Annotated in this window: 24 protein-coding genes; 10 read left to right on the forward strand and 14 right to left on the reverse strand. The window is 68.9% G+C overall.

What is annotated here, in order from left to right; genetic code table 11:
• The first annotated feature begins 110 nt into the window (after positions 1-110).
• Positions 111-1163, forward strand: a complete 1053-nt coding sequence (locus tag GGQ80_RS14140) for an MBL fold metallo-hydrolase (protein WP_183985927.1) — start codon at positions 111-113, stop codon at positions 1161-1163.
• Here the strand turns inward: GGQ80_RS14140 and GGQ80_RS14145 are convergent.
• The 8 genes from GGQ80_RS14145 to GGQ80_RS14180 form a co-directional block, all read right to left on the reverse strand.
• Positions 1149-2498, reverse strand: a complete 1350-nt coding sequence (locus GGQ80_RS14145; protein WP_183985929.1) for a PepSY-associated TM helix domain-containing protein — start codon at positions 2496-2498, stop codon at positions 1149-1151. The two genes, GGQ80_RS14140 and GGQ80_RS14145, sit on opposite strands and share 15 nt — an antisense overlap.
• Before the next feature lie 2 nt (positions 2499-2500).
• Positions 2501-4810 (reverse strand): TonB-dependent receptor family protein, encoded by a 2310-nt coding sequence (locus GGQ80_RS14150; protein ID WP_183985932.1) that lies wholly within the window; start codon positions 4808-4810, stop codon positions 2501-2503.
• A 60-nt stretch (positions 4811-4870) separates the two neighbouring features.
• Positions 4871-5260, reverse strand: a complete 390-nt coding sequence (locus GGQ80_RS14155; RefSeq protein WP_183985934.1) for a hypothetical protein — start codon at positions 5258-5260, stop codon at positions 4871-4873.
• A gap of 31 nt (positions 5261-5291) precedes the next feature.
• Entirely contained in the window at positions 5292-5774 is a 483-nt protein-coding gene (locus GGQ80_RS14160) for a hypothetical protein (RefSeq protein ID WP_183985936.1), read from the reverse strand.
• Positions 5775-5783: 9 nt separating this feature from the next.
• On the reverse strand, positions 5784-5981 hold the full coding sequence (locus GGQ80_RS14165; RefSeq protein WP_183985938.1) for a hypothetical protein: 198 nt from the start codon (positions 5979-5981) through the stop codon (positions 5784-5786).
• Between the two features lies 1 nt (position 5982).
• Positions 5983-6186, reverse strand: a complete 204-nt coding sequence (locus GGQ80_RS14170; RefSeq protein WP_183985940.1) for a helix-turn-helix transcriptional regulator — start codon at positions 6184-6186, stop codon at positions 5983-5985.
• Positions 6183-6614 (reverse strand): hypothetical protein, encoded by a 432-nt coding sequence (locus GGQ80_RS14175; RefSeq protein ID WP_183985942.1) that lies wholly within the window; start codon positions 6612-6614, stop codon positions 6183-6185. Before GGQ80_RS14175 ends, GGQ80_RS14170 begins: the two co-directional genes overlap by 4 nt.
• 67 nt (positions 6615-6681) lie before the next feature.
• Positions 6682-8088 carry a glutamate ligase domain-containing protein gene (locus GGQ80_RS14180; protein WP_183985944.1) on the reverse strand — a complete coding sequence of 469 codons (1407 nt, stop codon included), beginning with the start codon at positions 8086-8088 and terminating at the stop codon, positions 6682-6684.
• A gap of 54 nt (positions 8089-8142) precedes the next feature.
• Between GGQ80_RS14180 and GGQ80_RS14185 the strand changes: the two genes are divergently transcribed.
• Positions 8143-8958, forward strand: coding sequence for an LD-carboxypeptidase (locus GGQ80_RS14185; protein ID WP_183985946.1), 816 nt, complete (start codon positions 8143-8145; stop codon positions 8956-8958).
• Positions 8959-9085: 127 nt separating this feature from the next.
• Here GGQ80_RS14185 and GGQ80_RS14190 read toward each other — a convergent pair whose 3' ends face one another.
• Positions 9086-9715, reverse strand: coding sequence for an opacity protein (locus tag GGQ80_RS14190; protein WP_183985949.1), 630 nt, complete (start codon positions 9713-9715; stop codon positions 9086-9088).
• Positions 9716-9970: 255 nt separating this feature from the next.
• On the opposite strand from GGQ80_RS14190, the gene thrS reads away from it, so the two are divergent.
• Positions 9971-11980: a threonine--tRNA ligase gene (thrS, locus tag GGQ80_RS14195; protein WP_183985951.1), complete on the forward strand. Its 2010-nt coding sequence runs from the start codon at positions 9971-9973 to the stop codon at positions 11978-11980.
• 54 nt (positions 11981-12034) lie between these two features.
• Positions 12035-12568: a translation initiation factor IF-3 gene (infC, locus tag GGQ80_RS14200; protein ID WP_183985953.1), complete on the forward strand. Its 534-nt coding sequence runs from the start codon at positions 12035-12037 to the stop codon at positions 12566-12568.
• 526 nt (positions 12569-13094) lie between these two features.
• Here the strand turns inward: infC and GGQ80_RS14205 are convergent.
• From GGQ80_RS14205 to GGQ80_RS14220, 4 genes are all read right to left on the reverse strand, one after another.
• The gene (locus GGQ80_RS14205) at positions 13095-15839 is read right to left on the reverse strand and encodes a [protein-PII] uridylyltransferase (RefSeq protein ID WP_183985955.1); all 2745 of its coding nucleotides are present in this window, start codon (positions 15837-15839) and stop codon (positions 13095-13097) included.
• 171 nt (positions 15840-16010) lie between these two features.
• Entirely contained in the window at positions 16011-18590 is a 2580-nt protein-coding gene (gene mutS / locus GGQ80_RS14210; RefSeq protein WP_183986050.1) for a DNA mismatch repair protein MutS, read from the reverse strand.
• A 17-nt stretch (positions 18591-18607) separates the two neighbouring features.
• Positions 18608-18892, reverse strand: coding sequence for a type II toxin-antitoxin system RelE/ParE family toxin (locus GGQ80_RS14215; RefSeq protein WP_183985957.1), 285 nt, complete (start codon positions 18890-18892; stop codon positions 18608-18610).
• Positions 18885-19148 (reverse strand): hypothetical protein, encoded by a 264-nt coding sequence (locus GGQ80_RS14220; protein WP_246347096.1) that lies wholly within the window; start codon positions 19146-19148, stop codon positions 18885-18887. The genes GGQ80_RS14215 and GGQ80_RS14220 overlap by 8 nt, the downstream gene beginning before the upstream one ends.
• A gap of 93 nt (positions 19149-19241) precedes the next feature.
• On the opposite strand from GGQ80_RS14220, the gene GGQ80_RS14225 reads away from it, so the two are divergent.
• Both GGQ80_RS14225 and GGQ80_RS14230 read left to right on the forward strand, forming a co-directional pair.
• Positions 19242-19730, forward strand: coding sequence for a methylated-DNA--[protein]-cysteine S-methyltransferase (locus GGQ80_RS14225; RefSeq protein WP_183985959.1), 489 nt, complete (start codon positions 19242-19244; stop codon positions 19728-19730).
• A 71-nt stretch (positions 19731-19801) separates the two neighbouring features.
• On the forward strand, positions 19802-22075 hold the full coding sequence (locus tag GGQ80_RS14230; RefSeq protein WP_221364396.1) for an NADP-dependent malic enzyme: 2274 nt from the start codon (positions 19802-19804) through the stop codon (positions 22073-22075).
• Positions 22076-22119: 44 nt separating this feature from the next.
• On the opposite strand, the gene GGQ80_RS14235 is transcribed toward GGQ80_RS14230, so the two are convergent.
• Positions 22120-22689 (reverse strand): L,D-transpeptidase family protein, encoded by a 570-nt coding sequence (locus tag GGQ80_RS14235; RefSeq protein WP_183985962.1) that lies wholly within the window; start codon positions 22687-22689, stop codon positions 22120-22122.
• Between the two features lie 218 nt (positions 22690-22907).
• Between GGQ80_RS14235 and GGQ80_RS14240 the strand changes: the two genes are divergently transcribed.
• The 4 genes from GGQ80_RS14240 to GGQ80_RS14255 all read left to right on the forward strand — a co-directional run bounded on the left by GGQ80_RS14240 (position 22908) and on the right by GGQ80_RS14255 (position 26858).
• Positions 22908-23618, forward strand: coding sequence for a murein L,D-transpeptidase catalytic domain family protein (locus GGQ80_RS14240; protein WP_183985964.1), 711 nt, complete (start codon positions 22908-22910; stop codon positions 23616-23618).
• A 209-nt stretch (positions 23619-23827) separates the two neighbouring features.
• Positions 23828-24298 carry a MarR family winged helix-turn-helix transcriptional regulator gene (locus tag GGQ80_RS14245; protein ID WP_183985966.1) on the forward strand — a complete coding sequence of 157 codons (471 nt, stop codon included), beginning with the start codon at positions 23828-23830 and terminating at the stop codon, positions 24296-24298.
• Positions 24295-25698, forward strand: coding sequence for an efflux transporter outer membrane subunit (locus GGQ80_RS14250; protein ID WP_183985968.1), 1404 nt, complete (start codon positions 24295-24297; stop codon positions 25696-25698). Before GGQ80_RS14245 ends, GGQ80_RS14250 begins: the two co-directional genes overlap by 4 nt.
• Positions 25695-26858, forward strand: a complete 1164-nt coding sequence (locus GGQ80_RS14255) for an HlyD/EmrA/EmrK family protein (RefSeq protein WP_183985970.1) — start codon at positions 25695-25697, stop codon at positions 26856-26858. The genes GGQ80_RS14250 and GGQ80_RS14255 overlap by 4 nt, the downstream gene beginning before the upstream one ends.
• Positions 26859-26921 lie beyond the last annotated feature (63 nt).

Genomic DNA, 26921 nt, shown 5'->3' on the forward strand with positions numbered 1-26921 from the left:
GGGCGCGGACTGCGCGTTTAACCGGGAGATGCTGAGACAAGCTCAGCATGAAGTGTGGGGGTGGGCGCCGCCGCTGGTCAGCCCGTCGCCCGCTTGCTACCGCGAAGAGCATGGCCACTGCCCCGATCCCGTCGCCGCTCGCCTATCCCTTCGGTGACGCCTTTCCTGCCACCGGCGCGCGGATGCGGGTGGCCGAGGGGATCGAGTGGGTGCGGATGCCGGTGCCGGGGCCGCTGCGCCATGTGAACTGCTGGCTGCTCGCCGACGAGGGCGGCGTCGCGGTGGTGGATACCGGGTTCAACACCGACGCGACGCGCGCGGCCTGGGGCCTGGCGCTGCCCGATGACAGCGCGGTGACCGGGGTCATCGGCACCCACATGCACCCCGATCACGTCGGCCTTGCCGGCTGGCTGTGCGAGCGCCACGGCTGCGGGCTGACGATGACGCGGGGCGAGTGGCTGACGCTCCGCATGCTCGTCGCCGATGCGAGCGAGGCGGTGCCCGAGGCGATGATCGCCTTATGGCACGGCGCCGGATGGAGCGAGGCGGAGATCGAGGTGCCGCGGTCTCGCGGCTGGGCGCGGTTCCGCAGCATGGTGGCGCCGGTGCCGATGAGCTATCGCCGGATCGTCGACGGCGACCGGCTGACGGTGGGACGGACGACGTGGCGGATCGTCGTCGGGTCGGGGCACAGCCCCGAACACGCCTGCCTGCTCGACGAGGCGAACGGCGTGCTGATCGCGGGCGATCAGGTGCTGCCGCGGATCAGCCCCAACGTCTCGCTGGGCGTGACCGAGCCCGAAGCGGATCCGCTGGGCGAATGGTTCGCCTCGATCGACAAGCTGCGTGGCCTGCCCGATGGGCTGCTGGTGCTGCCGGGGCACGGCGAGCCGTTCACCGGCCTCCACGCGCGCCTCGATGCGATGGAGGCGGAGCATCGCGCGCGGCTCGACGGCCTGGAAGCGCTGCTACGCATGGCGCCACGGCGCGCGGTCGACGCCTTCGCCACGTTGTTCAGCCGGCCAATCGGTGACGACATGCGCGGCATGGCAACGGGTGAGGCATTGGCACATCTGCGCCGGCTGGAAGTCGAAGGCCGGGCGCAGCGTGCGATGCAGGATGGCGTGTGGTGGTGGCAGGTTTCCGGCTCACCTCTGGGGTGACGGGCGGGCCAGGCGCAATCCCAGCCAGCGGCTCGCGGGCGGAATTCGCCTGATCACCAGTCGCTCGACCAGCAGCACCGCGATCAGGCTCGCGCCGAACAGCGGCAGTGCCAGGCCGAGGGCGATGATGGCCACCCACAGCAGCCCGACTCGCCGTCGGCCGACGGGCGGCGCGCCGAGGACGCCCTGCGGTCGGCGCCGCCACCACAGCACGATGCTGCTGACCGACAGCATGACAAGACCGATCGCGGTCAGCAGGTTCACCAGCTGGTTGACCCAGCCGAACAGCTGCCCCTCGTGCGCCGCGACACCATAGCCGACGATCCGGTCGACGAGTTTGCGCTCGCCGAAATCGCGGCGCGTCAGCACCCGGCCGGTGGCGGCGTCGAGCGTCAGGTCGGTGCGGAGCGGCCGGTCGGCGGCGTCCGACTTGGCGGTCCAGGCGCCGCCCGGCGCGGTCGGAGGCGCAATCAGGACCGGGCCCGCGAGGCGTAGCGGCCTCACCGCCGCGACGATGCGGTCGAGCGCGGCGTAGGAGCCCTGCTGGTGCGCCATCGTCATGCCGCCGTGTTCGGCATGGTCGCCCATCATCGCCCGGGTCCCCGCATCGGCGGCGGCGCGGGTGCGCAGCTCGTCGGCGCGGCCGGTCGACCAGTCCTGGCGCGGGGCCTGCCCCTCGGCGACCGCGCGGATCGCCTTCAGGTAACTTCCCCAGCTCACCGCCCAAGGCAGGCCCGACAGCAGCAGCGCGAGCGCCGCGAACGACACCCACAGCCCCGTCACGGCATGCAGATCGCGCCAGAAGACGCGGGGCTGGCCGAGGCGCGGGTAAAGCGTGCCCGCCAACCCCCGCCCGCGCGGCCACCACAGGAACAGCCCGGTCAGGATCATGAGGATCGTCCACGACGCCGCCAGCTCGACAAGATACGACCCCAGCGGCCCCGCCAGCAGCTCGCCATGCAGCCGGAAGACGATCCGCATCAGCCGCTGGTCCTCGGCGACCGTCTTCACCACGGTCAGCCGCTGCGGATCGACATAGACGCGCATCTCGCCCGCGCCGCGGCCCACCAGGATCTGCACCGCCTGCTCGCGCGTCGCGGGCAGCTGATAGCGGTGGAGCACCGAACCCGGCACCGCACGGACCGCGGTGGCCACCTGAGCGGACGGGGCCCCGTGCGGCGCGTCGGGTGCGGCGACATGCGCATAGGGTGCATCGATCATCGCCTCCACCTGCGGGCGGAAGAGATAGAAGGCACCGGTCAGCGACAGCCAGACGACGAAGGGCAGGCAGAACAGGCCAGCGTAAAAGTGCCAGCGGCGGATGTTCGCGTACATCGTCAGAACCTCGACTTCACGCCGGCGAATACGGTGCGGGGCTGGCCCGCATAGACCGAGCCGGTGACGTTCGTCAGCGCGGCGCGATCGCCGCCCAGACTGTTCGCGATGATCGAGGCGGAGCCGACATAGGTCCGGTCGGTCAGGTTCTGGACGCTCGCGAACAGGCTCATGCGCCGCCACCATCCCGGCCCCGGTGGCGGATCGTAATGGAGGTTGACGTTCACCAGCGTGTAGGCGGGAACCGACAGCAGGTTGGCGTTGTCGATCGCATAGGCGGCGCGATGCGTCAGCTCGACGAAGCCGCCGATCCCCTGCGCGCTACCCGACGGCTGGTCGTAGCCGAGGCGGACGTTGGCGAAGCTCGGCGCGACGCCGGGGATGGCGTTGCCGGCACGGTCGAACACGGCAGACCGGCCACCCGCGGTCAGCCGCTCGGCGAAGTCGGTGTAGTGGTGGTCGTTATAGCCATAGCTGAGCGCCAGCGACGTGCCCGACAGCGGTCGCCAGTTCAGCCCGGCCTCGACACCCCGATGCAGCGATCGCGGCGCGTTGGCGGTGTAGGCGAGCAGGTTGACCCCAGCCGACTGAGTGACCAGCTCGTCGCGGAACCACTCCTGATAGCCGGTCAGCTCGGCGGTCAGCGTCCGCCCGATCGTTACCTGCGCCCCCACGTCGACCCCGGTATTGCGCTGCGGGCGCAGCGCGGTGTTGTTGCCGGGCACGCCGGCGGAGGTGACGAACAGGCTGCCTGCCTGCGGGATGCCATAGCCGGTGCCGACACGCGCATGCAGGCGGATAGCGTCGATCGCCTGCCATTGCAGCGACGCCTCGGGCGCGACGTTCCAGAAGCTGCGGTTCGCCGGGATCAGAGTGAGCGTCGCCGCGGCATTGGCGGGATAGGCATAGGCGGTCTGGCGGACGTCGATCAGCGATCGTTCCGCGCCGATCCCGGCGACCAGCATCAGTCGCCGGGTCAGCGCCAACTCCTCGCGCGCCCGCAGCCCAAGGTTGCGGACGTCGCCGAACACCGTCTGCGTCGGTGCGCCGATGCCGTTGCGGCCGGCAGGTGTCTTGTTGAAGCTGTAGCTCTGGTTGTCGAGATAGCCGTAGAACACGCCCGCAAAGCCAGTCGCCGCCATGCCCGCGACCGTGCCGCGCCACGTCACGTCGCTCGACAGCTGATAACTGTCCAGCGTGCCCTTGAACGGCGTGCTGCCGGTCGGCTGGTTGACGACGCGACTGTCGAACGTCGCCTGCGTCCGCCAGGTCAGATTATCCGCCAGATCATGTTCCCAGCGCGCGCCCGCGATCGTCCGGCGGTCGTTGCGGGCAAGGTCGCCCTCCGCCGCGGTCTGCGCGATGCGCGCGCCGCTGACGCCGTTGACGAAGACCGAGATGGTGCCGCAGTCGGGCGCAGCGGTGGCGGCGCGCTCGCACCCCTGCTGATAGGGGTTGCGCAGATATTGCGCATAGGACAGCCGCGTCGACAGGCGGAACTCGCCTTCGTTGTAGATCAGCTTGGCGGTCAGCCGGTCGCGGCTGCCGATCGCCACCGTCGCCAGCGCGTTGATCGTGCCGGTCTGGTAGCCGGTGTGCCCGGTCGCGCCGTCGGCGCCGACCAGGCTGCCGAACAGGCTGTACTCATAGCCCGCGCCGGCATGGCCGATCGTCGCATAGACGTTGGCATAGCCGTATCCGCCGATGTCGGTGCCGACCTCGGCCCCCTGGATGTCGCGGCCGGCGCGGGTGCGGAAGTTGACCGCGCCGCCGAGCGCATAATTGCCGTAGCGTGCCGACGACGGGCCACGGACGACGTCGACGGCGCCATAGGCGTGCGGGTCGGTCAGGTCGAAGCGGGCGAGGCCGTCGGGCTGGGTGACGGGGAAATCGTCCTCGAACACCTGGATGTTGCGCGCGCCGAAGCTTTGCCGCGCGTTCGAGCCGCGGATCGACACGCCGACGTCGCGCGGGCCGTTGCCCTGGATCACGACGACGCCGGGCGACAGCTTGACGAGATCGGCCACCGTGGTCGCGGGCGTGTTGCGCACGGCGGCGTCGGTGATCGTCGTCGTGGTCTGGCCGGTCAGCTTCGTCGTCAGCGACAGCGCGCGGGCGGTGACGACGACGTCGCCGCTGGCGGCTGCAGTCGTTGCCAGCGACGTCGGCGCCTCGATGGCCGCCAGTTCGGCGTCGATCGCCGCGCGCTGGCGCAACAGGTCGGCACGACGCGCGGCGGCGTCATGGGACTGGGCCGCCGCGGGCATGGCCGCAGCGGTGGCGAGCAGGCTCGCCAGAAGATATCTGGTCATGATGAGTCCTTGCCGGCCCGCCGTGCGGCGGCCGGTCGCGTGTCGTCTGAGGGCGAAGGATCAGACGAGCGCGGGCGGTGCTCTCAACGGCGGGCGCAGGCGCGCAGGCGAGCGCGGTGCCGCGATGACGACCAGCAGCAGCGCGAGAATCGCGATATAGGCCAGCGCCTCGGCAAGCAGCAGCGGATTGACGCCACCCAGTACCGGCAGCGCGAGATCGGCGAAGGCGCAGGGGCTTTGCGTCTGCGGCGCCGGCATGTGGTGGCCGCGGTGATGCATCGGCTTGGCGACGACCGGGCCATAGCCCGAGCATTGCGCCAACGTGACGCGCCCCTGCTCGACCACCGGCATGAAACCCGCCGGCACCAGCACGCGCAGCAACAGCGTCGCGGCGAGAATCATCGCGGCGAGCGAGGGATGCTGTCGGGCGAAGGCGCCTAGCCGGGTCACGGTTGCGCGGTAGAGCGGGCGAGGCGCGGTGTCACGCCTCGACGTCGGCTCCGCGATCTTCGATCAGCGCTTTCGCCGTCGTGTAGCAATCGTCGATATGGGCGTTGCCCGCGGCGCGCAGGGCGGCGAAGCCGATGCCGGCGGCAATACCCTGGCCCAGGATCGGCACGACCTTCGCCGCCGAGCCCGCCGCCAGCCGCACCCCGACCCGCTTCAGCATCGCGGCGGCGAGGCGGCGGGTGACGAAGCGGCCGATCAGCGAATTGCCGAGCCCCGCCGCCAATACCAATGCCCGTTGCGAGGCATGAGGCGGCATCGCGGCGATCGAATCGTGATCGAGGTCGAAGCGCTTGCTGATCGCGGGCAGCAGCGACGCCAGCAGCCCGACGTCGGCGGCGATGTCGACACCGGGGATCGGCACCATCGACGTTGCTGCCCCGGCCAGCGCGCGGCGGGCCACCATGCGGCGCGCATCGGCGCGGGCGCGGTCGAGGTCGGCGAGGGTGCGGATCATGGATCGGGTCTAGCCGATCGCCCGCACAGCGTCGAGCACGCGGCCACCGGTCGCGATGCCGACCTGCACCAGCCGGCCATAGTGCCGCCAGGCGACGTCGGCGTCGATCGGCGGGGCCGGCAGCGTCGTCGGCATCGATGGCGCCAGCTGGAGCGACAGGGCGAGCATGAAGGCCGTCGCATCAAAGCCTTTGTCGGTGCGGATCATGTCATTGCTCCTTCGAAGGGCTGACGAACACGTCTTCGATCGGCAAGCCGAACAGCTCGGCGATCTTGAAGGCGAGGGGCAGCGAGGGGTCGTAGCGGCCGGTCTCGATCGCATTGACGCTCTGGCGGCTGACCTCCAGCTGCTCGGCGAGATCCTGTTGCGACCAGCTTCGCTCGGCGCGCAGGACGCGGAGGCGGTTGTTCATGGCCGCGAACCCCACCGATTGATGAGCCCGCACAATCCTTGAGAAAGGCCGAGGCCGATCGCCCACAGCGGAAAGACGAACCAGGCGGGAATGTGCGCAACGACGCCGCCCTGTTCCAGAAAGCCCCATACGGTGCCAAAGGCCAGCACCAGCCCGGTGCCGCCCAGTGCGCCGATGATCGCGCGCATGCGAACATACTCGTCGGTTTCCTCGATCAGATAGAGGCCGACGGCAGCGATGGCGACGAGCAGCGGCAGTGCCGGTGCGATCGACAGGGCGATCAGCGTCACGCCGTCGACCCGATGACCGTCGATCAGGCTGCTCGATACGGGGATGACCAGCGAATAGACCACCATGGCAGGCAGAAACCGCCACATGTAGCGACGCTGCGCCCCATTCATCTTCTCCCCACGCTTGGACGTAAACATCCTGACCTCCTTCGACTCAGTGTGAAGGAGGCTTTACATGGAAAGCAGGCTTTACGTCAAGCCTCCTTTACGTTTTGTCGTGCAGCCTTTGCAGCATATCTGCTGCCAAGACGCTTAGGGTGTCGTCGCGGGCACCCATCAGGATCACACGATCGCCGGCGCGCGCCTCGGCGAGCAGCGCGTCGGCAGCAGCGGCGCGGTCGGCGATGTGGCGGGCGTCGGCGCCGCGTGCGCGCAGGTCGGCGACGATGTCGGCGCTGGTCACCTCGCGCGAGACGGTGCCGCCGAGATAGACCGGATCGGGCAGGACCAGGACGTCGCCGGTCGCCAGCCGCGCGGCGAGGCTGTCGACCAGTTCGTGGCGCATGACCTTCAGCGGGCCATAGCCGTGCGGCTGGAACAAGATCAGCAGCCGACCGGGAAAGGCGTGGAGCGTGTCGAGCGTCGCGGCGATCTTGTCGGGGTTGTGGCCAAAATCGTCGATGACGGCGACGCCGCCCGCCTCGCCGACCAGCTCGAACCGGCGCTTCAGGCCGACGAACGTCTCCACCGCCGCCGCCGCCTCGGCCAGCGGGACGCCGGCGGCGACGCACGCACCGACCGCGGCGAGCGCATTCGAGACGTTGTGGCGACCCGGCACCGACAGGCGGACGCGGCGGGTGTCGCCGTTCGCCGTCAGGTCGAACGCGATGGCGAAGGGCTCGGGCGACAGGTTGGACGCCGTCAGGTCCGCGGGCGCATCGATCGCAAAACGAGTGACGCGGGTCAGGTCGGCGAGCAGCGCCGCGGTCTCGGCGTCACCGGCGTTGGCGACGACATGGTCCGCATGGCCCGCGAAATCCGCAAACAGGCGGCGTAGCTCGGCAAGATCGAGGTGATCGAGGCTGACGTTGTTGAGCACCGCGACGCGCGGGCGGTACAGCGCGATCGACCGGTCGCTTTCGTCGACCTCGCTGACGAACGCCTCGCCGCCGCCGACCAGCGCGCTGGCGAAGGGTGCGTCGTCCGCGACGAAATTCTTCATCACCGCGCCGTTCATCACCGTCGGGTCGCGGCCGACGGCGTGGAGGATGGTGCCGATCATGCCGGTGACGGTCGACTTGCCGCTGGTGCCAGCGACGCCGATCGGCAGCGCCGCCTGGTTGAACAGCGTCGCCAGCAGCTCGGCGCGCGACAGGCGGGGGCAGCCCAGCGCCTCGGCGCGGACCATGTCGGGCACCGTCTTCTCGACCGCGGCCGAGGCGACCAGCGTCTGCTCGGCCGAGACGAGGCCGCTGCCGTCCTGCGAATGGAGGCGAATGCCAAGCGCGCGCAGCGCATCGAACTTGGCGGGAACGCGCCCCTGGTCGAGCCCGCGATCCGACCCCTCGACCACGGCGCCGCGCGCGTTGAGGATCATCGCCAGCGGCATCATGCCCGATCCGCCGATACCGACCAGGAAGAAGCGTTTGCCGCGAAGGTTGCCGTCCGTCATGGCGGCGCGCTATCGGCGCTTTCCAGAGCACGGGCAAGCGAGCGGGGTTGAGCGATGAAGATCGGCGTGGTGGCCCCCGCAAGCCTGGGCAACAAGGATGCCGAGGCGCCGTTTCTGGCCTTTGCGGCGATCGCCTATCCCGATGTCGACGTGGTGGTGCATCCGCAATGCTGGATGACCGACGGGCATTTCGCGGGATCGGACCAGGTGCGCGCCGACGCCTTCCTGGAATTCGCCAACGATGCGGCGTTCGATGCGATCTGGTTCCTGCGCGGCGGCTATGGATCGAACCGTATCCTGCCGATGGTGATGCCCAGACTGGGGCCGGCGGCGAACCACAAGATGTACGTCGGCTATTCGGACATGGGCTTCCTGCTTGGCGCGCTCTACGCACGGCGGATCGGGCGGCCGTGCCATGGACCGATGGCGACCGAGATCCGGCGCAGGAACGGCGACCAGACGATCGCCCGTTCGCTCGGCTGGATGGCGCGGGGCGATCGTCAGGGGCTGGAGCCGGGGCTCGACGGGCGGCCGGCGGCGGCGTTCAACCTGTCGATCCTGACCGCGCTGATCGGCACGCCCTATCTGCCCGACCTGACCGATCATGTGCTGATCGTCGAGGAAGTGTCGGAACAGCTCTATGCCGTCGACCGGATGCTGTGGACGATGAGCCACGCCACGCAGCTGAAGGGCATCGCCGGGGTGCGGCTGGGCGCGGTGTCGGACGTGCCCGATAACGTGCCCGCCTGGGGCGAGACGCTGGAATATATGATGCAGCGCTGGTGCGGCGAGATGGGGGTGCCGTATCTGGGGCGGGCCGAGATCGGCCATACCCAGTCGAACCGCGTGGTGCCGTTCGGGCTGGTGTGAGCTATTGAAAAGCCCCTCCCCTTCAGGGGAGGGGTTGGGGTGGGGCAGCCGCAGGCGATGTGCTCTGCGAAACATCCCCCACCCCTTGCCCCTCCCCTGAAGGGGAGGGGTTCGGAAGGCGTATCGCTTAGAAGTGCGAGATCACGCCGAGCATCGGGCGGAAGCTGCGCGCGCTGCCGAAGGTCGACACTTCGCCGCGCAGGCGGAAGCCAGCGTTGCCGGTGATGCCCTTCAGGCCGATGTCCTTCGGCCCGGCCTCGAAGCCGATGCCGTAGCTCATCGCGTGATAGTCGCGGCTGTTGTCGCCGAAGCGGGCGAAGTTCACCCACTGGTAGCCGACCTTGCCGTAGAACAGCCCGCTGTCGCCGGCGCGGAAGCCGAAGCGGCCAGCGGCGCCATATTCCCAGTCGATCGCACCATCGACGCCCTTGGCGACGTTACCCTCGGCGCCGACGAACACCGGGCCGAGCGGTACGTTGGCACCGACGACGCCCTGCACCAGCGCGCCCTGCAGCTTGCGACCGTTGGGGCCGACGCTGGGGATGCCGTGGCCGGGGCGGCGATCGAAGCTCTCCCAGCCGCCCATCACGCCGACATACGGCTTGAAGCCGAACGCCTTGGAACCGTCGGGCGCGGCAGCCTCGCCGGGGGCGGCGTCGGCGGTCGGCGTGTCCGTCGACTGGCTCATGTCCTGCGCGAACGCAGGCGCAGCAACGACGGCGGCGGCAAGCGCCGCAGCGGAGAGGATCTTACGCATGTCGATGTACCTTATGTTATTCTTCACTGACCCGGTCGGCGCCTTCAAGGCGTTCGCGGGACCGGAGCCGACACAAACCCCGGGGCGTGGCTTGGTTGCGGTGCAATACAACAAATGTGTGTCTTGAGCGGCGACTGTTGCATTGCGGTCACGGTTTCTGTCGCCTGCATGAACGGTCTCGCGAGTCGTTCGCGGGTTGCCCTCTTTCCTGGTGCGGCATAGGTGCAGTCAGCTTTCCACGAAGGTTTCGACGAGATGACTGCCATGTTCCGCATCACGCTGCCCGACGGTTCCGTCCGTGAGGTAGCCGAGGGGACTACCCCCGCGGACGTGGCCGCCGCGATCGGTCCCGGCCTCGCCAAGGCGGCGATCGCCGCGCGCGTCGATGGCGAGGTGCGCGACCTGTCGCGGCCGTTCGCCGGCGACGCGCAGTTGGCGCTGGTGACGATGAAGGACGAGGCCGACGCGCTGGAGCTGACGCGCCACGACCTGGCGCACGTCATGGCCGAAGCGGTGCAGCACCTGTTCCCCGGCACGCAGATCACCTTCGGGCCCGCGACCGACGACGGCTTCTACTACGACTTCGCGCCCGCGCCCGATCGCGGGCCGTTCACCGACGAGGAACTGCCGCTGATCGAGGCGGAGATGCGCCGCATCATCGCGAAGAACGAGCCCTTCACCCGCGAGGTATGGAGCCGCGAGCAGCTGATCGACACCTGGCAGCGCCAGGGCGAGACGTTCAAGGCCGAATGGGCGAAGGAGCTGCCCGAGGGCGAGGAGCTGACGATCTATCGCCAGGGCCAGTGGCTCGACATGTGCCGTGGGCCGCACATGCCGACGACCGGGCGGCTCGATCCCAACGCCTTCAAGCTGATGCGCGTCAGCGGCGCCTATTGGCGCGGCGACCAGAACAACGCGATGCTCAGCCGCATCTACGGCACCGGCTGGCTCAACAAAAAGCAGCTCGATGCGTATCTGTTCCGCCTGGAGGAGGCGGCGAAGCGCGACCATCGCAAGATCGGCGCGGAGATGGACCTGTTCCACCTCCAGTCCGAGGCGCAGGGCAGCGTATTCTGGCACCCCAAGGGCTTCATCCTGTGGCGGCAGATGGAGGCGTACATGCGCCGCCGCCTCGACGCCGCCGACTATGCCGAGGTGAAGACGCCGCAGCTGATGGACGCCCGCCAGTGGGAGCAGTCCGGCCACTGGGGTAAGTATCGCGAGAATATGTTCGTCGTCCCCGACGAGATCCCCAATACCGAGGACGAGGGCGCGATCATCTCCGGCGAGGCCGACATGATGGCGCTGAAGCCGATGAATTGCCCGGCCCACGTCCTGATCTTCAAGCAGGGGATCAAATCGTACCGCGACCTGCCGATCCGCATGGCGGAATTCGGCTGCTGCCACCGCAACGAGCCGCATGGCGCGCTCCACGGCATCATGCGCGTGCGCCAGTTCACCCAGGACGACGCGCATATCTTCGTGCGCGAGGACCAGCTGGTCGAGGAGGTGCGCAAGTTCTGCGAGCTGCTCGACAGCGTCTACCGCGACCTGGGGTTCGAGGATTATGCGGTGAAGCTGGCGCTTCGCCCCGACAAGCGCTTCGGCAGCGACGAGATGTGGGACAAGTCGGAGCAGGAGCTGCGCGAGGCGGTCCAGGCGTCGAACCTGTCCGACGCGATCAAGGCGAAGTTCGAGGAATTGCCGGGCGAAGGTGCCTTCTATGCGCCGAAGCTCGAATTCCACCTGACCGACGCGATCGGGCGGACGTGGCAGGTCGGCACCATCCAGTCGGATCGCGTCCTGCCCGAGCGGCTCGATGCAAGCTATGTCGGCGAGGACGGCAACCGTCACCGCCCGGTGATGCTCCACCGCGCGATCCTCGGCACGTTCGAGCGCTTCATCGGCATCCTGATCGAGCATCACGCGGGTCGCTTCCCGCTGTGGCTGGCGCCGGTGCAGGCGGTGGTGGCGACGATCGTCAGCGACGCCGACGATTATGCGACGACGGCCGCGGCCGAACTGGCGAAGGCCGGGATCCGCGTCGAAACCGACCTCCGGAACGAAAAGATCAACTACAAGGTGCGCGAGCACAGCCTCGCCAAGGTCCCGTACCTGCTGGTCGTCGGCAAGCGCGAAGCCGAGGAGGGCAAGGTCGCGATCCGTCGCCTGGGCAGCCAGGCGCAGGAAATCGTGACGCTGGAAGAGGCGATCGCGATGCTGACGCGCGAAGCGACGCCGCCGGACCTTTCAAGAGCGTCGTGATTTCCCTATATAGCCCGTTAGAGTGACCCAGGAGACCTACCCATACGACCCCCGATGATTCGCCGGCCAATGCAGGCGCCGCCCATGAATGGCCCTCGTTTCAACGAGTGGATCCAGAGCCAGAAGGTTCGCGTGATCGATCACGAGGGCGAGAACCTTGGGGTGATGTACACGCGCGAGGCGATGGCGCAGGCGAAGGAGCTGGGTCTGGACCTGGTCGAGGTGTCGCCCAACGCCGACCCGCCCGTCGCCAAGTTCCTCGATGTCGGCAAGTTCAAGTACGAGGCGCAGAAGAAGGCGAACCTCGCACGCAAGTCGCAAAAGACGCAGGAGATCAAAGAGATCAAGATGCGTCCGAACATCGACGACCATGATTACGACACCAAGATGAAGAAGGTGGCGGAATTCATCGGCGAAGGCGACAAGGTGAAGGTCACCATGCGCTTCCGCGGTCGCGAGCTCAGCCACGGCCAGCTCGGCATGGCGGTGCTCCAGCGGGTCGCCGAACAGGTCGCCGACGTCGCCAAGGTCGAGGCCTATCCCAGGATGGAAGGCCGACAGATGCTGATGGTGCTCGCACCGAAGTGAGACGCCGACGCTAGATTGGGGCCCCCGCGGGGGCCCTTTTCTTTTGGGGTCCGTCCCGCCGCCTTTGTCATTCCCGCGAAGGCAGGAGTCCAAATTCCAGTGACGTCGTTGGGACTCACGCCGGTCAGCCAGTCTGGATTCCCGCCTTCGCGGGAATGACGGTGGGTGGTTGGCGAGGGCCGCCCTCGTCACACCGTCATCTCGGCCTCTATCTGGGATTCCGCTTCTTCGTCCGCGCCGGAGGCAGCAGGACCCCGGCTCAAGGCCGGGGTGACGGCACACAGGCCACTAGTCCGATTGTCCCGTGCACCTCGTCATTCCCGCGTAGGCGGGAATCCATATTCCAGTGGCGTCGTTGATACTCACGCCGGTCAGCCAGTCTGGATTCCCGCCTGCGCAAGAATGACGACGGATGGTTGGCTAGGGCTTCCCCAATCACACCCGTCATCCCGGCCTCGATCCGGCATCCCGCTTATATTCCCGCGCCAAAGACAGCGGCCCCCGCTCACAGCCGGGGCGACGGCAATCAGGCCGCCAGCCCGATCGCCTCGCCGCTCGCCGCCGCGAGCAGGCGCTTCTCCAGCGTCTTCAGCCGCCCGCTGTTGTCCAGCTTGTCGCCGGTCAGATCGGTCACGTAGAACACGTCGACCGCACGCTCGCCATAGGTCGCGACATGCGCGGAATGCAGCGTCAGCTTCGATTGGAACAGCGCATTGGCCAGCTGGTTGAGCAGCGCCGGCCGATCGCGGGCGTTGACCTCGATCACGGTGAAGCGGTTCGACGCCCGGTTGTCGATCAGCACGTTGGGCTGGATGTCGAACGCGTCCGCGCGCGATCGGGGGGCGGGTTTCGCCACCAGCCGGTCGGTCAGCTTGCCGCGGTTGGCGAGCGCGTCCTCGATCGCGCGCTTCAGCCGGCCGAGCTGGCCTTCATCGTCGAACGGACGGCCGAGCGGGTCCTGGACCAGAAAATTGTCGATCGCCATGCCGTCGCGCGTCGTGTGGATCCGCGCATCGATGATGTTGCCGCCGGCGACGTGGATCGCGCCGGCGATGCGATAGAACAGCCCCGGGTGGTCGGCGGCGTAGATCGTGACCAGCGTCGCGCCGCGGCCGGGATAGACCTGCGCGTCGATCGCCAGCGCCTCGTCGCCGACGTCGCCGATGAAGCGCGCGTTGTACGCCAGCACGTCCTCGGGCTCGGCGATCCAATAGGCTTCGGGAAAGCGGCGGACATAGGCGGCGAACCGTTCGTCGTCCCAGCCCATCGCGGCCTGCACTTGCTGCTGCTTGGCGACGATCCGCTCGCCGCGCCCGCGCTGCTTGTGGCCCAGGCGAAGCACTTCCTCGCCCGCATCGAACAGGTCGGTGAGCAGCTGGCGCTTCCACCCGTTCCAGGTGCCCGGCCCCACCGCGCGGATATCGACGATGGTCAGCAGCAGCAGCAGGCGAAGCCGCTCGGGGCTCTGCACGACCTGCGTGAAATCGAGGATCGTCTTGAAGTCCGACAGGTCGCGCTTGAACGCGGTGGCCGACATCAGCAGGTGCCAGCGCACCAGCCACGCGACCGTTTCCGTCTCCGCCGGGGTCAGGCCGAGCCGCGGGCACAGCCGCTCCGCCACCGCGGCGCCCAGGATCGAGTGATCGCCGCCGCGCCCCTTGGCGATGTCGTGCAGCAGCACCGCGACATAGAGCGCCCGGCGCGACAGGATCTGGTGAACCAGTGACGTGCCGAGCGGATGGTCGTCACGCAGCGCGCCATGCTCGATCCGGCTGAGCAGGCCGATCGCGCGGATGGTGTGCTCGTCGACGGTATAGTGGTGGTACATGTCGAACTGCATCTGCGCGACGACACGGCCGAAGTCGGGCACGAAGCGCCCGAACACCCCCGCCTCGTTCATCCAGCGCAGCACCAGCTCGGGATCGCGTGGCGACGTCAGCACGTCGAGGAACAGCGCGTTGGCGCGCGGATCGGCGCGATATTCGTCGATCAGCTTGGCGTCGCGGGTGGCGGCACGCATCGCCAGCGGGTGGATCTCGAGGATGTGGAGGTCGGCGAGCTGGAAGATCTCGACCAGCCGCACCGGGTCCTCGCGGAAGAAGTCGTCGCCAGGCAGCGCGAGCCGGCCGCGATCGAGGACGAAACCGTTGAGCTTGCCCGGCCGTCGCTTGAGCGTCGGCAGGCCGAAACGCCGCCCGCGCGCCGCGAACCGCTCGTCGAGGTGCGCCAGGAAGACGCCGGTCAGCGTGCCGACGGTGCGCGCCTGCAGGAAGTAATATTGCATGAAGCGCTCGACCGCCGACTTGCCGGGGCGGTCGCTGAAGCGCATCCGCGTCGCGATCTCGCGCTGGACGTCGAAGGTCAGGCGATCCTCGGCGCGGCGCGTGACGGTATGGAGGTGGCATCTCACCGCCCACAGGAAATTGTCCGCGCGGTGGAACTGGCGATATTCTTGCCTGGTGAACAGCCCGGCGTCGACCAGCTGAGCGGCGCGGTCGACGTCGAACACGTCCTTGCCGATCCAGAACAGCGCGTGGAGATCGCGCAGGCCGCCCTTGCCCTCCTTCACATTGGGTTCGACGACGTAGCGGGTGTCGCCCATCTTGGCGTGACGGGCATCGCGCTCGGCCAGCTTGTCGGCGATGAACTGGCGCTCGGTGCCGTGCTGCACCTCGTCGCGGAAGCGGCGGCGCGCCTCGTCGTACAGCGCCTCGTCGCCACACAGATAGCGGCTCTCGACCAGCGCGGTGCGGATCGTGACGTCGCCCTTCGCCTGGCGGACCATCTCGTCGAGGCTGCGGCTGCTGTGGCCGATCTTCAGCCCCAGGTCCCACAGCGCATAGAGCATCGTCTCGATGACGCGCTCGCCCCAGCCGGTCTGCTTCCAGGGAAAGACGAAGGCGAGGTCGACGTCGGAATAGGGCGCCATCTCGCCGCGGCCATAGCCGCCGACGGCGACGACGCTCAGCCGCTCGGCATCGGTCGGGTTATGGTTGGGATGGACGCGCTCGACGATGAAGGTGAACAGCGCGCAGAGCAGCTTGTCGACGAGATAGGCCTGCGCCGCCGCGGCCTGCAGCCCGCGCGAGGGATGTTCGAGCAGGCGACGCTCGATCTCGGCGCGGCCAGCGGCCAATGCATCGCGCAGCAGCCGCGTAACCTCGGCGCGCACCGCCGCCTCGGGTCCGTCGAGCGCGGCGATCGCCTCGGCGAGGGCGCGGCGATCGATGATCGTGCTGCGGTTGGGGAGGGAGTCGAAGCGGCCGGCCATGGGGGCGACATAGGCGCACTTTGGTTAACCGTCAGCCCTCTGCGCTGCCCTCACCCTTCCGGCGCGTTCCGCGCCTCCCTCCATCATAGGGTAAACCGCACAGGGTGCTGTTTACCCGATGATCCCGACGGGAGAGGGAACAGCCGCCGCAGGCGGCAAGGGTGAGGACAGTCAGGCCTCCCGCGCCAAACTCTTCAACCGATACAGCGTCTCCAACGCCTCGCGCGGGGTCAGCGCGTCGACGTCGAGTGCCTCCACCTCGGCGCGGATTGCGTCGCACGTCTCCTCCTCGGCCTGCGCCGCGGCGGCGAAGAGGGGCAGGTCGTCGAGCCCGGCCGCCAGTCCGCCGGTCTTGGCGCGGCCCGCCTCCAGCTTGGCCAGCACCGCCTTCGCCCGCGCGACCGTTGCCGGCGGCATCCCCGCTAGCCGCGCGACGGCCAGGCCATAGCTGCGATCGGCGGGCCCGTCGGCCAATTCGTGCAGCAGCACCAGCTCGCCCTTCCACTCGCGCGCTCGGACGTGGTGGAGCGACAGCGCGTCGCAGCGTTCGGCAAGCCGCGTCAGCTCGTGATAATGCGTCGCGAACAGGCAGCGGCAGCGATTGTCCTCATGAATCGCCTCCACCACCGCCCAGGCGATGGCGAGCCCGTCGTAGGTCGAGGTGCCGCGCCCGACCTCGTCGAGGATAACGAAGCTGCGCGGTGTCGCCTGCGCCAGGATCGCGGCGGTTTCGACCATCTCGACCATGAACGTCGATCGACCGCGGGCGAGGTTGTCCGACGCGCCGACCCGGCTGAACAGGCGGTCGACCAGCCCCAGCGTCGCGCTCGTCGCAGGCACGTAGCAGCCCGCCTGCGCGAGCACCGCAATCAGCGCGTTCTGGCGCAGGAAGGTCGACTTGCCGCCCATGTTCGGACCGGTGACGAGCCACAGTCGCGACGTTTCCGACAGGCGACAGTCGTTGGCGACGAACCGCCCGCCGGACTTGGCGACGGCGGCCTCGACCACCGGATGGCGCCCGCCCTCGACCGCGAAACAGGCCTCGTCGACCAGCGCCGGGCGACACCAGCCGCCCTCCGCCGCGCGTTCGGCATTGGCGGCGGCGACATCGAGCCGGGCGAGCGCATCGGCGGTGGCAGCGATGGCGAGGCGGCGGTCGAGCGCAGCGGCGGTCAGCTCCTCGAGATGCGCGGCCTCGGCGGCAAGCGCATGGGCGCCCGCCTGGGTCACACGGCTCGCCAGGTCGTGGAGCGCCGGCGTGTTGAAACGGACGACGCCGGCCAGCGTCTGGCGATGGGTGAAGCCGCTGTCGGGCCGCATCAGCGCATCGGCCGAGCGGGCGGGCACCTCGACATGATAGCCGAGCACGTTGTTGTGACGCACCTTGATCGCGGCGATGCCCGTCTGGGTGCGCATCTCCGCCTCGAGCTGGGCGATGGCACGGCGGCCGCCGGCGCCGGTATCGCGCAGCTCGTCGAGCGCGGCGTCGTAACCCGGCGCGATATAGCCGCCGTCACCCGCATCGATCGGCGGCATCGGCACGAGTGCCCGCTTGAGCAGGTCGATCAGCTCGCCGTGCCCGCGCAACTGCGGTGCGAGATCGGCGAGGAGGGGCGGGGCGTCGCCAAGCGCGGACAAACGCTCGCCGAGCTGCCACGCACCATCCAGCCCAGCGCGCAGCTGCCCCAGATCGCGCGGGCTGCCACGCCCGGCGGCCAGGCGTCCGATCGCGCGACCGATGTCGGGCAGCGCGCGCAGCGAGGCGCGGAGCCCGTCGCGAAGGCCCGCGTCATCGTGGAGGAACCCGACGAGGGCCAGCCGCGCGCCGATCGCCTCGGCATCCATCAGCGGTGCGCCGAGGTCGCTCGCCAGCAACCGCGCACCAGCGCCGGTCACCGTCCGGTCGACAGCGTCGAGCAGCGAGCCCTTGCGCTGGCCAGCAGCGGTGCAGGTGATCTCCAGGCTCTCGCGCGTCGCGGCGTCGATCGCCATCGTCTCGGCGGCGCGGGCCAAGCGCGGCGGGCGCAGGAACGGCACATCGCCCTTCGCAGCGTGGTCGAGATAGGCGACGAGGCCGCCCGCCGCCGCCACCGCGGCGCGGCTGAGTTCGCCGAAGCCGTCGAGCGTCGCGACGCCGTAGAGCCGCTTCAGCCGCGCCTCGGCCGCAGTGCTGTCGAAATCGGCGCGGGGACGCAGCGTCGTCGCGGCATCGGCATGCTCCGACGTCTCAGCGGCGACCACCTCGGCGGCGGCGAGGCGCGCGAGTTCGGCACCGAGCGCGTGGCGCGGCAGCTCGACGATCTCGAACCGACCGGTCGACACGTCGGCGGCGGCGAGCGCGACGCCCCCTGCCGCCTCGCCGATCGCGACGCACCAATTGTCGGCGCGCGAATCGAGCAGCGCTTCCTCGGTCAGCGTACCGGCGGTGACGACGCGAACGATGGCGCGGTTGACCAGCGCCTTGCTGCCCCGCGCCTTGCGCGCCGCCTCGGGGCTTTCGGTCTGTTCGGCGATGGCGACGCGATGGCCCGCCTTGATGAGGCGCTGGAGATAGGCGGTGGCGGCGTGGACGGGGACGCCGCACATCGCAACCTTCTCGCCGCCATGCTCGCCGCGCGCGGTCAGCGCGATGTCGAGCACCGCGCTGGCGATTTTGGCGTCGTCGAAGAACAGCTCGAAGAAATCGCCCATGCGATAGAACAGCAGGCAATCCGCCGCCTCCGCCTTCAGCGCGAGATACTGCACCATCATCGGGGTGGGTGTGGTGGTCATGTCGAGCGCCGATACGGCAGTCGCCGGCCATGCCGCACGTCAAGGATTGTCACTCGATCGCCAATGACTTCGTAAGTGAGAACATAGGGCGGAACGTTGGTCAGCTGGCGCAGGCCATCATGAGCAGGTCTGCCCCGATGCGGAAAGTGTTCGAGACTCTCGCCAAGAGCGAACAATCGTGCCGGGAGATGCCGTGCCGCCGCCTGATCGAATTGCCTGATGTACGCCGCGATCGCGTTCAACTGGCGGACGGTGGCGATCGGCCAATGTACCTCAGCCATCCCGGCTGGCTAGCCAATCCTCGAACGGGAGAAAGTCGTCGTCGCCCCATGTGCTGAGCCATTCGCCGACGATCGCGTGAGGATAAACGCGACCCGCCGCCACGTCGGCGCGCGCTCGCGCGATGCTCCGGTTGAAGTCCTCTTCGTCATCGATGCTCGGGATGCCGGGGGCTGGCGGCAACGAGCTGATCCACGCGTCGAACTCCTCATCGGACATTTCCGAGATTGGCTTGGCCATGTTCGCTTCGTGTTTCACCATGCGACTATATCGGACCCGGGCTATCGATCGCAAGGCGCGGGATGCGAGCAGGGGCAGCGCCCGCTACGAACGACGAGCAAGGAGGTTGGCATGACACTCGCGACCATAATGATGCCGTCCCCCGTCGGCGAGCTGACGCTGGTGGCGAGCGACGCGGGGCTTGTCGCGGTGCTGTGGCCCGGCGACGATCCGGCGCGCGTGCCGCTGGCCGCCCTGCACGACGACGCCGCGCACCCCGTGTTGGGTGAGGCGACGCGGCAGTTGCGCGGCTATTTCGCCGGCACGCGCACCCGCTTCGACCTGCCGCTCGATCTGCGCGGCACGGATTTCCAACGCGCGGTGTGGACCGCGCTGTGTGTCATCCCGTTCGGCGAGACGCGCAGCTACGCCGATATCGCCCGCGCGATCGGGCGGCCGAGTGCGGTGCGCGCGGTGGGGGCGGCGAACGGGCGCAATCCGCTGTCGATCGTCGCGCCCTGCCACCGCGTGGTGGGATCGAACGGCGCGCTGACCGGCTTTGCCGGCGGCCTCGCGGCGAAGCGCTGGCTGCTCGATCACGAGAGCCTGCGGCTGTTGTAGAACGTATCCAGCCACGGTTCGGCAACAACCCCGGCGTTTTCATTCGCGGCTGGCATGCTTAAGGAAGGCGCATGACCGACCAGCGCATCCCCGACGAGCCCAGCGTCCAGTTCTCCGAGCGCGAGGCGCTGCTGTTCCATTCGGAAGGGCGCCCCGGCAAGATCGAGATCATCGCCTCGAAGCCGATGGCGACGCAGCGCGATCTGGCGCTGGCCTATTCGCCGGGCGTCGCGGTGCCGGTCGAAGCGATCGCGCGCGATCCGGCAACGGCTTATGATTACACGGCAAAGGGCAACCTGGTCGCCGTCATCTCCAACGGCACCGCGATCCTCGGCCTCGGCAATCTCGGCGCGCTGGCGTCGAAGCCGGTGATGGAAGGCAAGGCGGTGCTGTTCAAGCGCTTCGCCGACGTCGATTCGATCGACATCGAGCTGAAGACCGAGGACGTGAACCGCTTCATCGACGCGGTGGAGCTGATGGAGCCGAGCTTCGGCGGTATCAACCTTGAGGATATCAAGGCGCCCGAATGCTTCATCATCGAACAGACGCTGCGCGAGCGGATGAACATCCCCGTCTTCCACGACGACCAGCACGGCACCGCGATCATCGTCGCCGCCGGGCTGATCAACGCGCTGCTGCTGACCGGGCGGACGATCGATCAGGTCAAGGTGGTGGTGAACGGCGCCGGCGCCGCGGCGATCGCCTGCACCGAGCTGATCAAGGCGCTGGGCGTCCGTCACGACAATGTCGTGATGTGCGACCGCGACGGCGTGATCTATCAGGGACGCGAGGACATCAACCAGTGGCAGTCGGCGCATGCGACCGCGTCCGGCGTTCGCTCGCTGAAGGAGGCGCTGGTCGGCGCCGACGTGTTCCTGGGTCTGTCGGCGGCGGGCGCGCTGAAGGGCGACATGGTGATCGACATGGCGCCGGCGCCGATCATCTTCGCGATGGCCAATCCGACGCCGGAAATCCTGCCCGAGGAAGCCAAGACGGTGCGCCCGGACGCGATCGTCGCGACCGGTCGGTCGGATTATCCCAACCAGGTCAACAACGTCCTCGGCTTCCCCTTCATTTTCCGCGGCGCGCTCGACGTGCGCGCGCGCGCGATCAACGACGAGATGAAGATCGCCGCCGCCAATGCCATCGCCGAGTTGGCGCGCGAGCGCGTGCCGGAGGAAGTCGCGGTCGCCTATGGCGTGCGGCACCACTTCGGCCCGGAATATATCATCCCGGCGCCGTTCGATCCGCGCCTGATGGAGGTGGTGTCGACCGCGGTCGCCAAGGCGGCGATGGATTCAGGCGTCGCCACCAAGCCGATCGTCGACATGGACGCGTATCGCGCGACGCTGCGCGCGCGGCTCAACCCGACCACCGCGGTGCTGACGCTGGCCTACGAAGGCGCCCGCGCGCATCCCAAGCGCGTGATCTTCGCGGAGGGCGAGGAGGAAGTGGTGCTGCGCGCCGCGATCCAGTTCAAGGAGGGCGGCTACGGCACGCCGGTCCTGATCGGCCGCGACGACGTGTACGACCGGCTGCGCGCGCTCGGCGTCGACAATCCCGAGGAATATGAGGTCCACAACAGCCGCCACTCGCCGCTGGTGCCGCGGATGGTCGATTTCCTCTACGAACGGCTTCAGCGCCGCGGCTTCCTGCGCCGCGACATGGAGCGGCTGATCAACCAGGACCGCAACACCTTCGGCGCGGTGCTGCTCCAGCTCGGCGTCGGCGATGCGATGATCACCGGCATCACCCGCACCTGGGCGCATTCGATGCGCGAGGTGAAGCGCGTCGTCGATCCGGCGCCGGGTCGCACGCCGTTCGGCATGCACATCCTGGTCGGGCAGAGCCACACCGTCTTCATCGCCGACACCACCGTCAACGAGCGTCCCTCGCCCGAGGAGCTGGCCGACATAGCGATCCACTCGGCCGAAGTCGCGCGGCGGATGGGTCACGACCCGCGCGTCGCATTCCTCAGCTATTCGACGTTCGGCAACCCCGAGGGGCGCTTCCTCGAGAACGTCCGCAACGCGGTTCACGTCCTCGACGAGCGCGGGGTTAACTTCGAATATGAAGGCGAGATGGCGCCCGACGTGGCGCTCAACCCCAAGCAGCTGAAGAACTATCCCTTCGCTCGCCTGTCGGGGCCGGCGAACGTGCTGATCATGCCGGGGCTCCAGTCGGCGAACATCTCGGCCAAGCTGCTGCGCGAGCTGGGCGGCGACGACATGATCGGGCCGATCCTGGTCGGCATGGAAAAGCCGGTGCAGATCGCGCCGATGACCTCGACTGCTAGCGAACTGGTGACGCTGGCGGTGCTGGCCGCCGGCGGGATCACGCGGTGAACCCTGGCGAATAAGATGCTGTCCTCACCGGCGTAGCCCGTGCCTCACGGATAGGCCGCGATCTGCTGATTTGCGGTCGCCGTCTCCGTCGCGTCGGCCGGATCGGGCAGCGTCCAGCCTTCGTCCGCGGTCGCCTCGGTCACTAGCACGGGGGTGCCGACGTTCGTGATCGCGAACAGCTTCTTGGCGAAGGCGGCGGGCACGCGGATGCAGCCGTGCGAGGCGGGGAAGCCGGGATTGCGCCCGGCGTGGATAGCGACGCCGTCCCACGTCAGCCGCTGCATGAACGGCATCGGCGCGGCGTCGTACAGGTTGGACTTATGGTCCTCTTTCTTCTGCAGGATGGTGAACACGCCGACCGGAGTCTCCTTGCCATCCTTGCCGGTCGAGACGCTCGACGCCGCAATCAGCTGGTCGCCGCGATAGACATAGGCGCGCTGGTCGGGAATCGAGATCACGACGCTGACGGGCTGCATCGAGGCGTCGTCGGCCCACACGAACTTGTTGGGCGTCAACGACTGGGCGGCCGTGGCGATTTCGGTGGCGCCGGCAGCAGCGGGACTGGCCGACATCACGGCCAGGGCAGTGACGATCATGGCGACAAGCCGGAACATGGCAGGTTTCCCTTTCCTCCTGTCCCCTTCTTCTTTTCTTCCCTGAGCCGCTTCAACGCGCTGCGTACGAAAACGTGCCGCCTGCGTAACACGACGAAGTGCACAAATTGCGGGGCGGCTGGAGGGCTGCAAGCGCCGAATGGCGGGAACGTTACGGGAAATTGACCACGTCCGCTGCTATATAGGGGCTCAGCGGAAGTTGGGGCTTACCAAAGCACATGATCGACGAGACTGAGGCGGTGCGCGATCGGCGCGTCATCGTGAAGAACGGATTGTTGCTGGCGGCGATGGCCGCGGTGCCCGGCGTCGTCGGCGCCACGCAGCGCAAGCTGACCCAGGCCGATCTGAAGCCGGTGGTGGAGCCGCCGTTGCCGCTCGCGCCACGCCGTGTGGCTGCCGCCCCAATCACCTCGCCGCGGATCGTCCGCCCCGACCTGTTTCGCAAGGCGATGGCCGCGCTCGACCGGCATGGCAGCAGCATCCCGCGCCGCGACAGGATCGCGATCGCCGACATGGCTGCGCCCTCTGCGCAGCCGCGCTTTCACCTCGTCGACCTCGAGAACGGGCGCAGCACGTCGTTCCTGGTCACCCACGGCAGCGGCTCTGACCCGTCGCACACCGGCTGGCTGAAGCGGTTCAGCAACGATCCCGGCTCGAACGCCTCGTGCGAGGGCGCGTTCGCCGCCGCCGACTATTATGTCGGCAAGCATGGCCGTTCGCAGCGGCTGATCGGCCTCGACCCGACCAACGACAATGCATTGAGCCGCGCGATCGTCGTCCACGCCGCCTGGTATGCGAACAAGGACATGATCAAGACGCACGGCATGCTCGGCCGCAGCCAGGGCTGCTTCGCTGTTGGCGAGGGCGACCTTGACACGGTGTTCGCGGCGCTCGGATCCGGCCGGATGATCTATTCCGCCAAGGTCTGACGACCTCGCGTAATCCTCCCCCGCCAGGGGGAGGTGGCGCGCCGAAGGCGTGACGGAGGGGGCGGTAAGCGACCCACGTTGGACTGTGATTCCTCCCCCTCCGTCAGCGGCGCTGACACCTCCCCCTGGCGGGGGAGGATGAGGAATTGTGCGCCCCGCCTGCGTGAAATGCATTTGACTGCCTGGGCAACAGTTGCCAGGGCAACCAAATGGCTTATTACACCGCCTCGTCCTTCGAGCCCGACACGTCGGTCGGCTATCTCGCCAAGCGGGTCTTCCAGCTGTCGGCTGCCGGGCTGGAGCCGATGTTCGCCGAAGAGGGCACAACGCTGACGCAGTGGTCGGCGCTGGTGTCGCTCCATTACGGCCGGGCCGATACCTGCGCCGAGCTTGCCCGTGACCTGGTCCACGACAAGGGCGCGACGACGCGGCTGATCGATTCGCTCGAGGCCAAGGGCTGGGTCCGGCGCGTGCGGGACAGCGACGACCGCCGGGTATCGCGGCTGACGCTGACCGAGAACGGCGAGCGCGTCGCGCAACGGTGTCGCGCGCGCGTCGTCGCGTGCTGGAACGAGTGGCTGGCGGACTGGTCGCGCGCCGATGTCGACCAACTGCTCACGCTGTTGCATCGCCTACGCGGCGACCTCGAGCAACAGGTGCTGGGCGAGGTGGCGGCATGATCCGGCGCGGCTCGATCGTCGGCGCCGTCGCGCTGCTGGCAGGATGCGCCATCCCTGCGTCGCCACCCGCGGTCGCGCCGATCGCGCCGGCGGCGCTTGGTCTGGGCGTGGCTGCTGCGCCCGCGATCGGGGAGCGGTGGTGGACCGGCTTCGGCGATCCGCAGCTCGACCGGCTGGTCGCCGACGCCACTGCGGGCAATCCGACGCTCGACGCCGCGCTGGCGCGGGTACGCCAGGCACAGGCGCTGCTGTCGACGCGCCGTGCCGAGGACGGGCCGCAGGTGACGCTCGACGCGCAGGGTCAGGTGATCCGCCTGCCCGGCCGCTACATCATTCCGCCGCCTTATGGCGGCAGCGTGCGCTTCGTCGGGCAGGGGCTCGCCAATCTCAGCTGGACGCTCGACCTGTTCGGCCGCCAGCGTGCCGCGATCGAGGGCGCGCGGGCGAGCGCCGACGCGGCGGCGCTCGATGTCGCCGCCGCCCGGCTGGCGATCGAGGGCGCGGTGACGCAGACCTATATCGATCTGGCCCGGGCCGAGGCGCAGGCGGCGCTCGCAAGGCGCACGATCGCGACGCGACAGGAATCGCTGCGGCTGGTCGGGGTGCAGCGGCGCAACGGCCTTGCCAGCAACCTCCAGACCACCGCCGCCGAGACGCTGGTGGCGCAGGCCCGCGGCGCGCTGGTCCAGGCGCAGGGCGCGCGCGCCGTCGCCGCCGATGCGCTGGCGGCGCTGGCCGGGCGGGGCACCGACTATGCCGCGACGATCGGCGCGACGCGGGTCAACTTCGACGCGGCGCTGCCGGTCCCCGCGACCGTTCCTGCCGACCTGCTCGCGCGGCGGCCCGACATTGCGGCGGCGCAGGCGCGGATCGCGGCGGCGGCGGCCGGGCGGCAGGTCGCGCGGCGTGCCTTCTATCCCAACGTCAACCTGGCGGCGCTGGCGGGCGTGCAGGCGATCGGCATCGGCAACCTGCTGGCGCCCGACAGCCTGACCGGCGGCGGCGGGCCGGCGATTCATCTGCCGCTGTTCGACAACGGCCGGCTCAAGGCCGACCTGGCCGGCGCCACCGCCGCGCTCGACGTCGCCACCGCCGATTACAACGACAAGGTGGTCGGCGCGGTGCGCGACGCGGCGGACGGCATCGCGCTCTCGGCCAATCTGGTCGAGCGCCGGCGCCAGAATGCGGCGGTGGTACGCGGCTTCGCCGAAACCAACCGCCTCAACGCGGTGCGCGTGTCGAGCGGCCTCGATAGCAAGCTCGACCTCGTCGACAACGACGTCCGCCTGCTCGACGCGCAGATCGCCGACGTCACCATCGCCGCCGATGCGGCCCGCGCCCGCGTTGCGCTGGTGCTGGCGCTGGGTGGCGGATTCTCCTCGCAGGGTGTGAACCAATGACCGACAGCAACACCGCCGCAGCCTCGGCGGACGACGACCCCAAGCCGCGCAACCGCCGCCGCGCCTTCGCGATCTTGGGCGTCGTCGTGATCGTCGGGCTGGTGATCTGGGCGATCGCGCACTTCCTGCTCGCCAAGCCCGAGGAGGAGACTGACGACGCTTATGTCGCCGGCGACGTCGTCGCGATCACCGCGCGCGATCCCGGCACGGTGCTGTCGATCCATGCCGATAATACCCAGTCGGTGAAGGCCGGGCAGCCGCTGATCGAGCTCGATCCCGCGACCGTCGACGTGCAGCTCGCCGCCGCCGCCGCCGATCTGGCGCGCGCGGTGCGCGCGACGCGCGCCGACTTCTCGAAGGTCGACGAAAGCAGTGCCGCGATCGTCCAGGCCCGGGCGGAGCTGAACCGCGCGGTCGACGACTACCGCCGCCGTCGTGGCGCCGCCGCCGAGGGCGCGGTGTCGACGGAGGAGGTCAGCCATGCCGGCGACGCGGTGAAGGTGGCGCGCGCCAACCTGAACCTCGCGCTCAGCCAGCGCGCGCAGGCGAGGAGCACGGTGCAGGGCACCGACATCGGCACCAATCCCGCGGTGATGGCCGCGATCGCCGCCTATCGTCGCGCTGCGATCATGCGCGGTCACATGCATATCATCGCGCCGATCGACGGCGTCGTCGCGCAGCGCACGGTGCAGCTTGGCCAGCAGGTCGCGGCGGGGGCGCCGTTGATGGCGGTGGTGCCGCTCAACCGCGTCTGGATCGACGCCAATTTCCGCGAAACCCAGCTGAAGGACCTGCGCATCGGCCAACCGGCGACGATCACCGCCGACATGTACGGCGACGACGTCGTGTTCCACGGCCGCGTCGTCGGCGTCGGCGCAGGCTCGGGCAACGCCTTCGCGCTGCTGCCGCCGCAGAACGCCAGCGGCAACTGGATCAAGATCGTCCAGCGGGTGCCCGTCCGCATCGCGCTCGACCCGAAGGAGTTGACCAGCCACCCGTTGCGCGTCGGCCTGTCGGTGAAGACGGTGGTCGATACCGCGGACCAGTCGGGCGGCATGCTCGGCCAGCCGGCGACGCAGGCCTATGCCGGGCGCGAAACCGACGCGGCCGATCCTGAGGTCGAGGCGAAGATTCGCCAGATCATTGCGGCCAATCGCTGAATGGAAAGGCTGCCCTCACCCTTCGCCGCCTTCGGCGGCTCTTCCCTCTCCCAGCAAGATCAT

Origin of the sequence: Sphingomonas jinjuensis, from assembly GCF_014197105.1 — a bacterium.
GTDB classification, from domain to species: Bacteria; Pseudomonadota; Alphaproteobacteria; order Sphingomonadales; family Sphingomonadaceae; genus Sphingomonas; species Sphingomonas jinjuensis.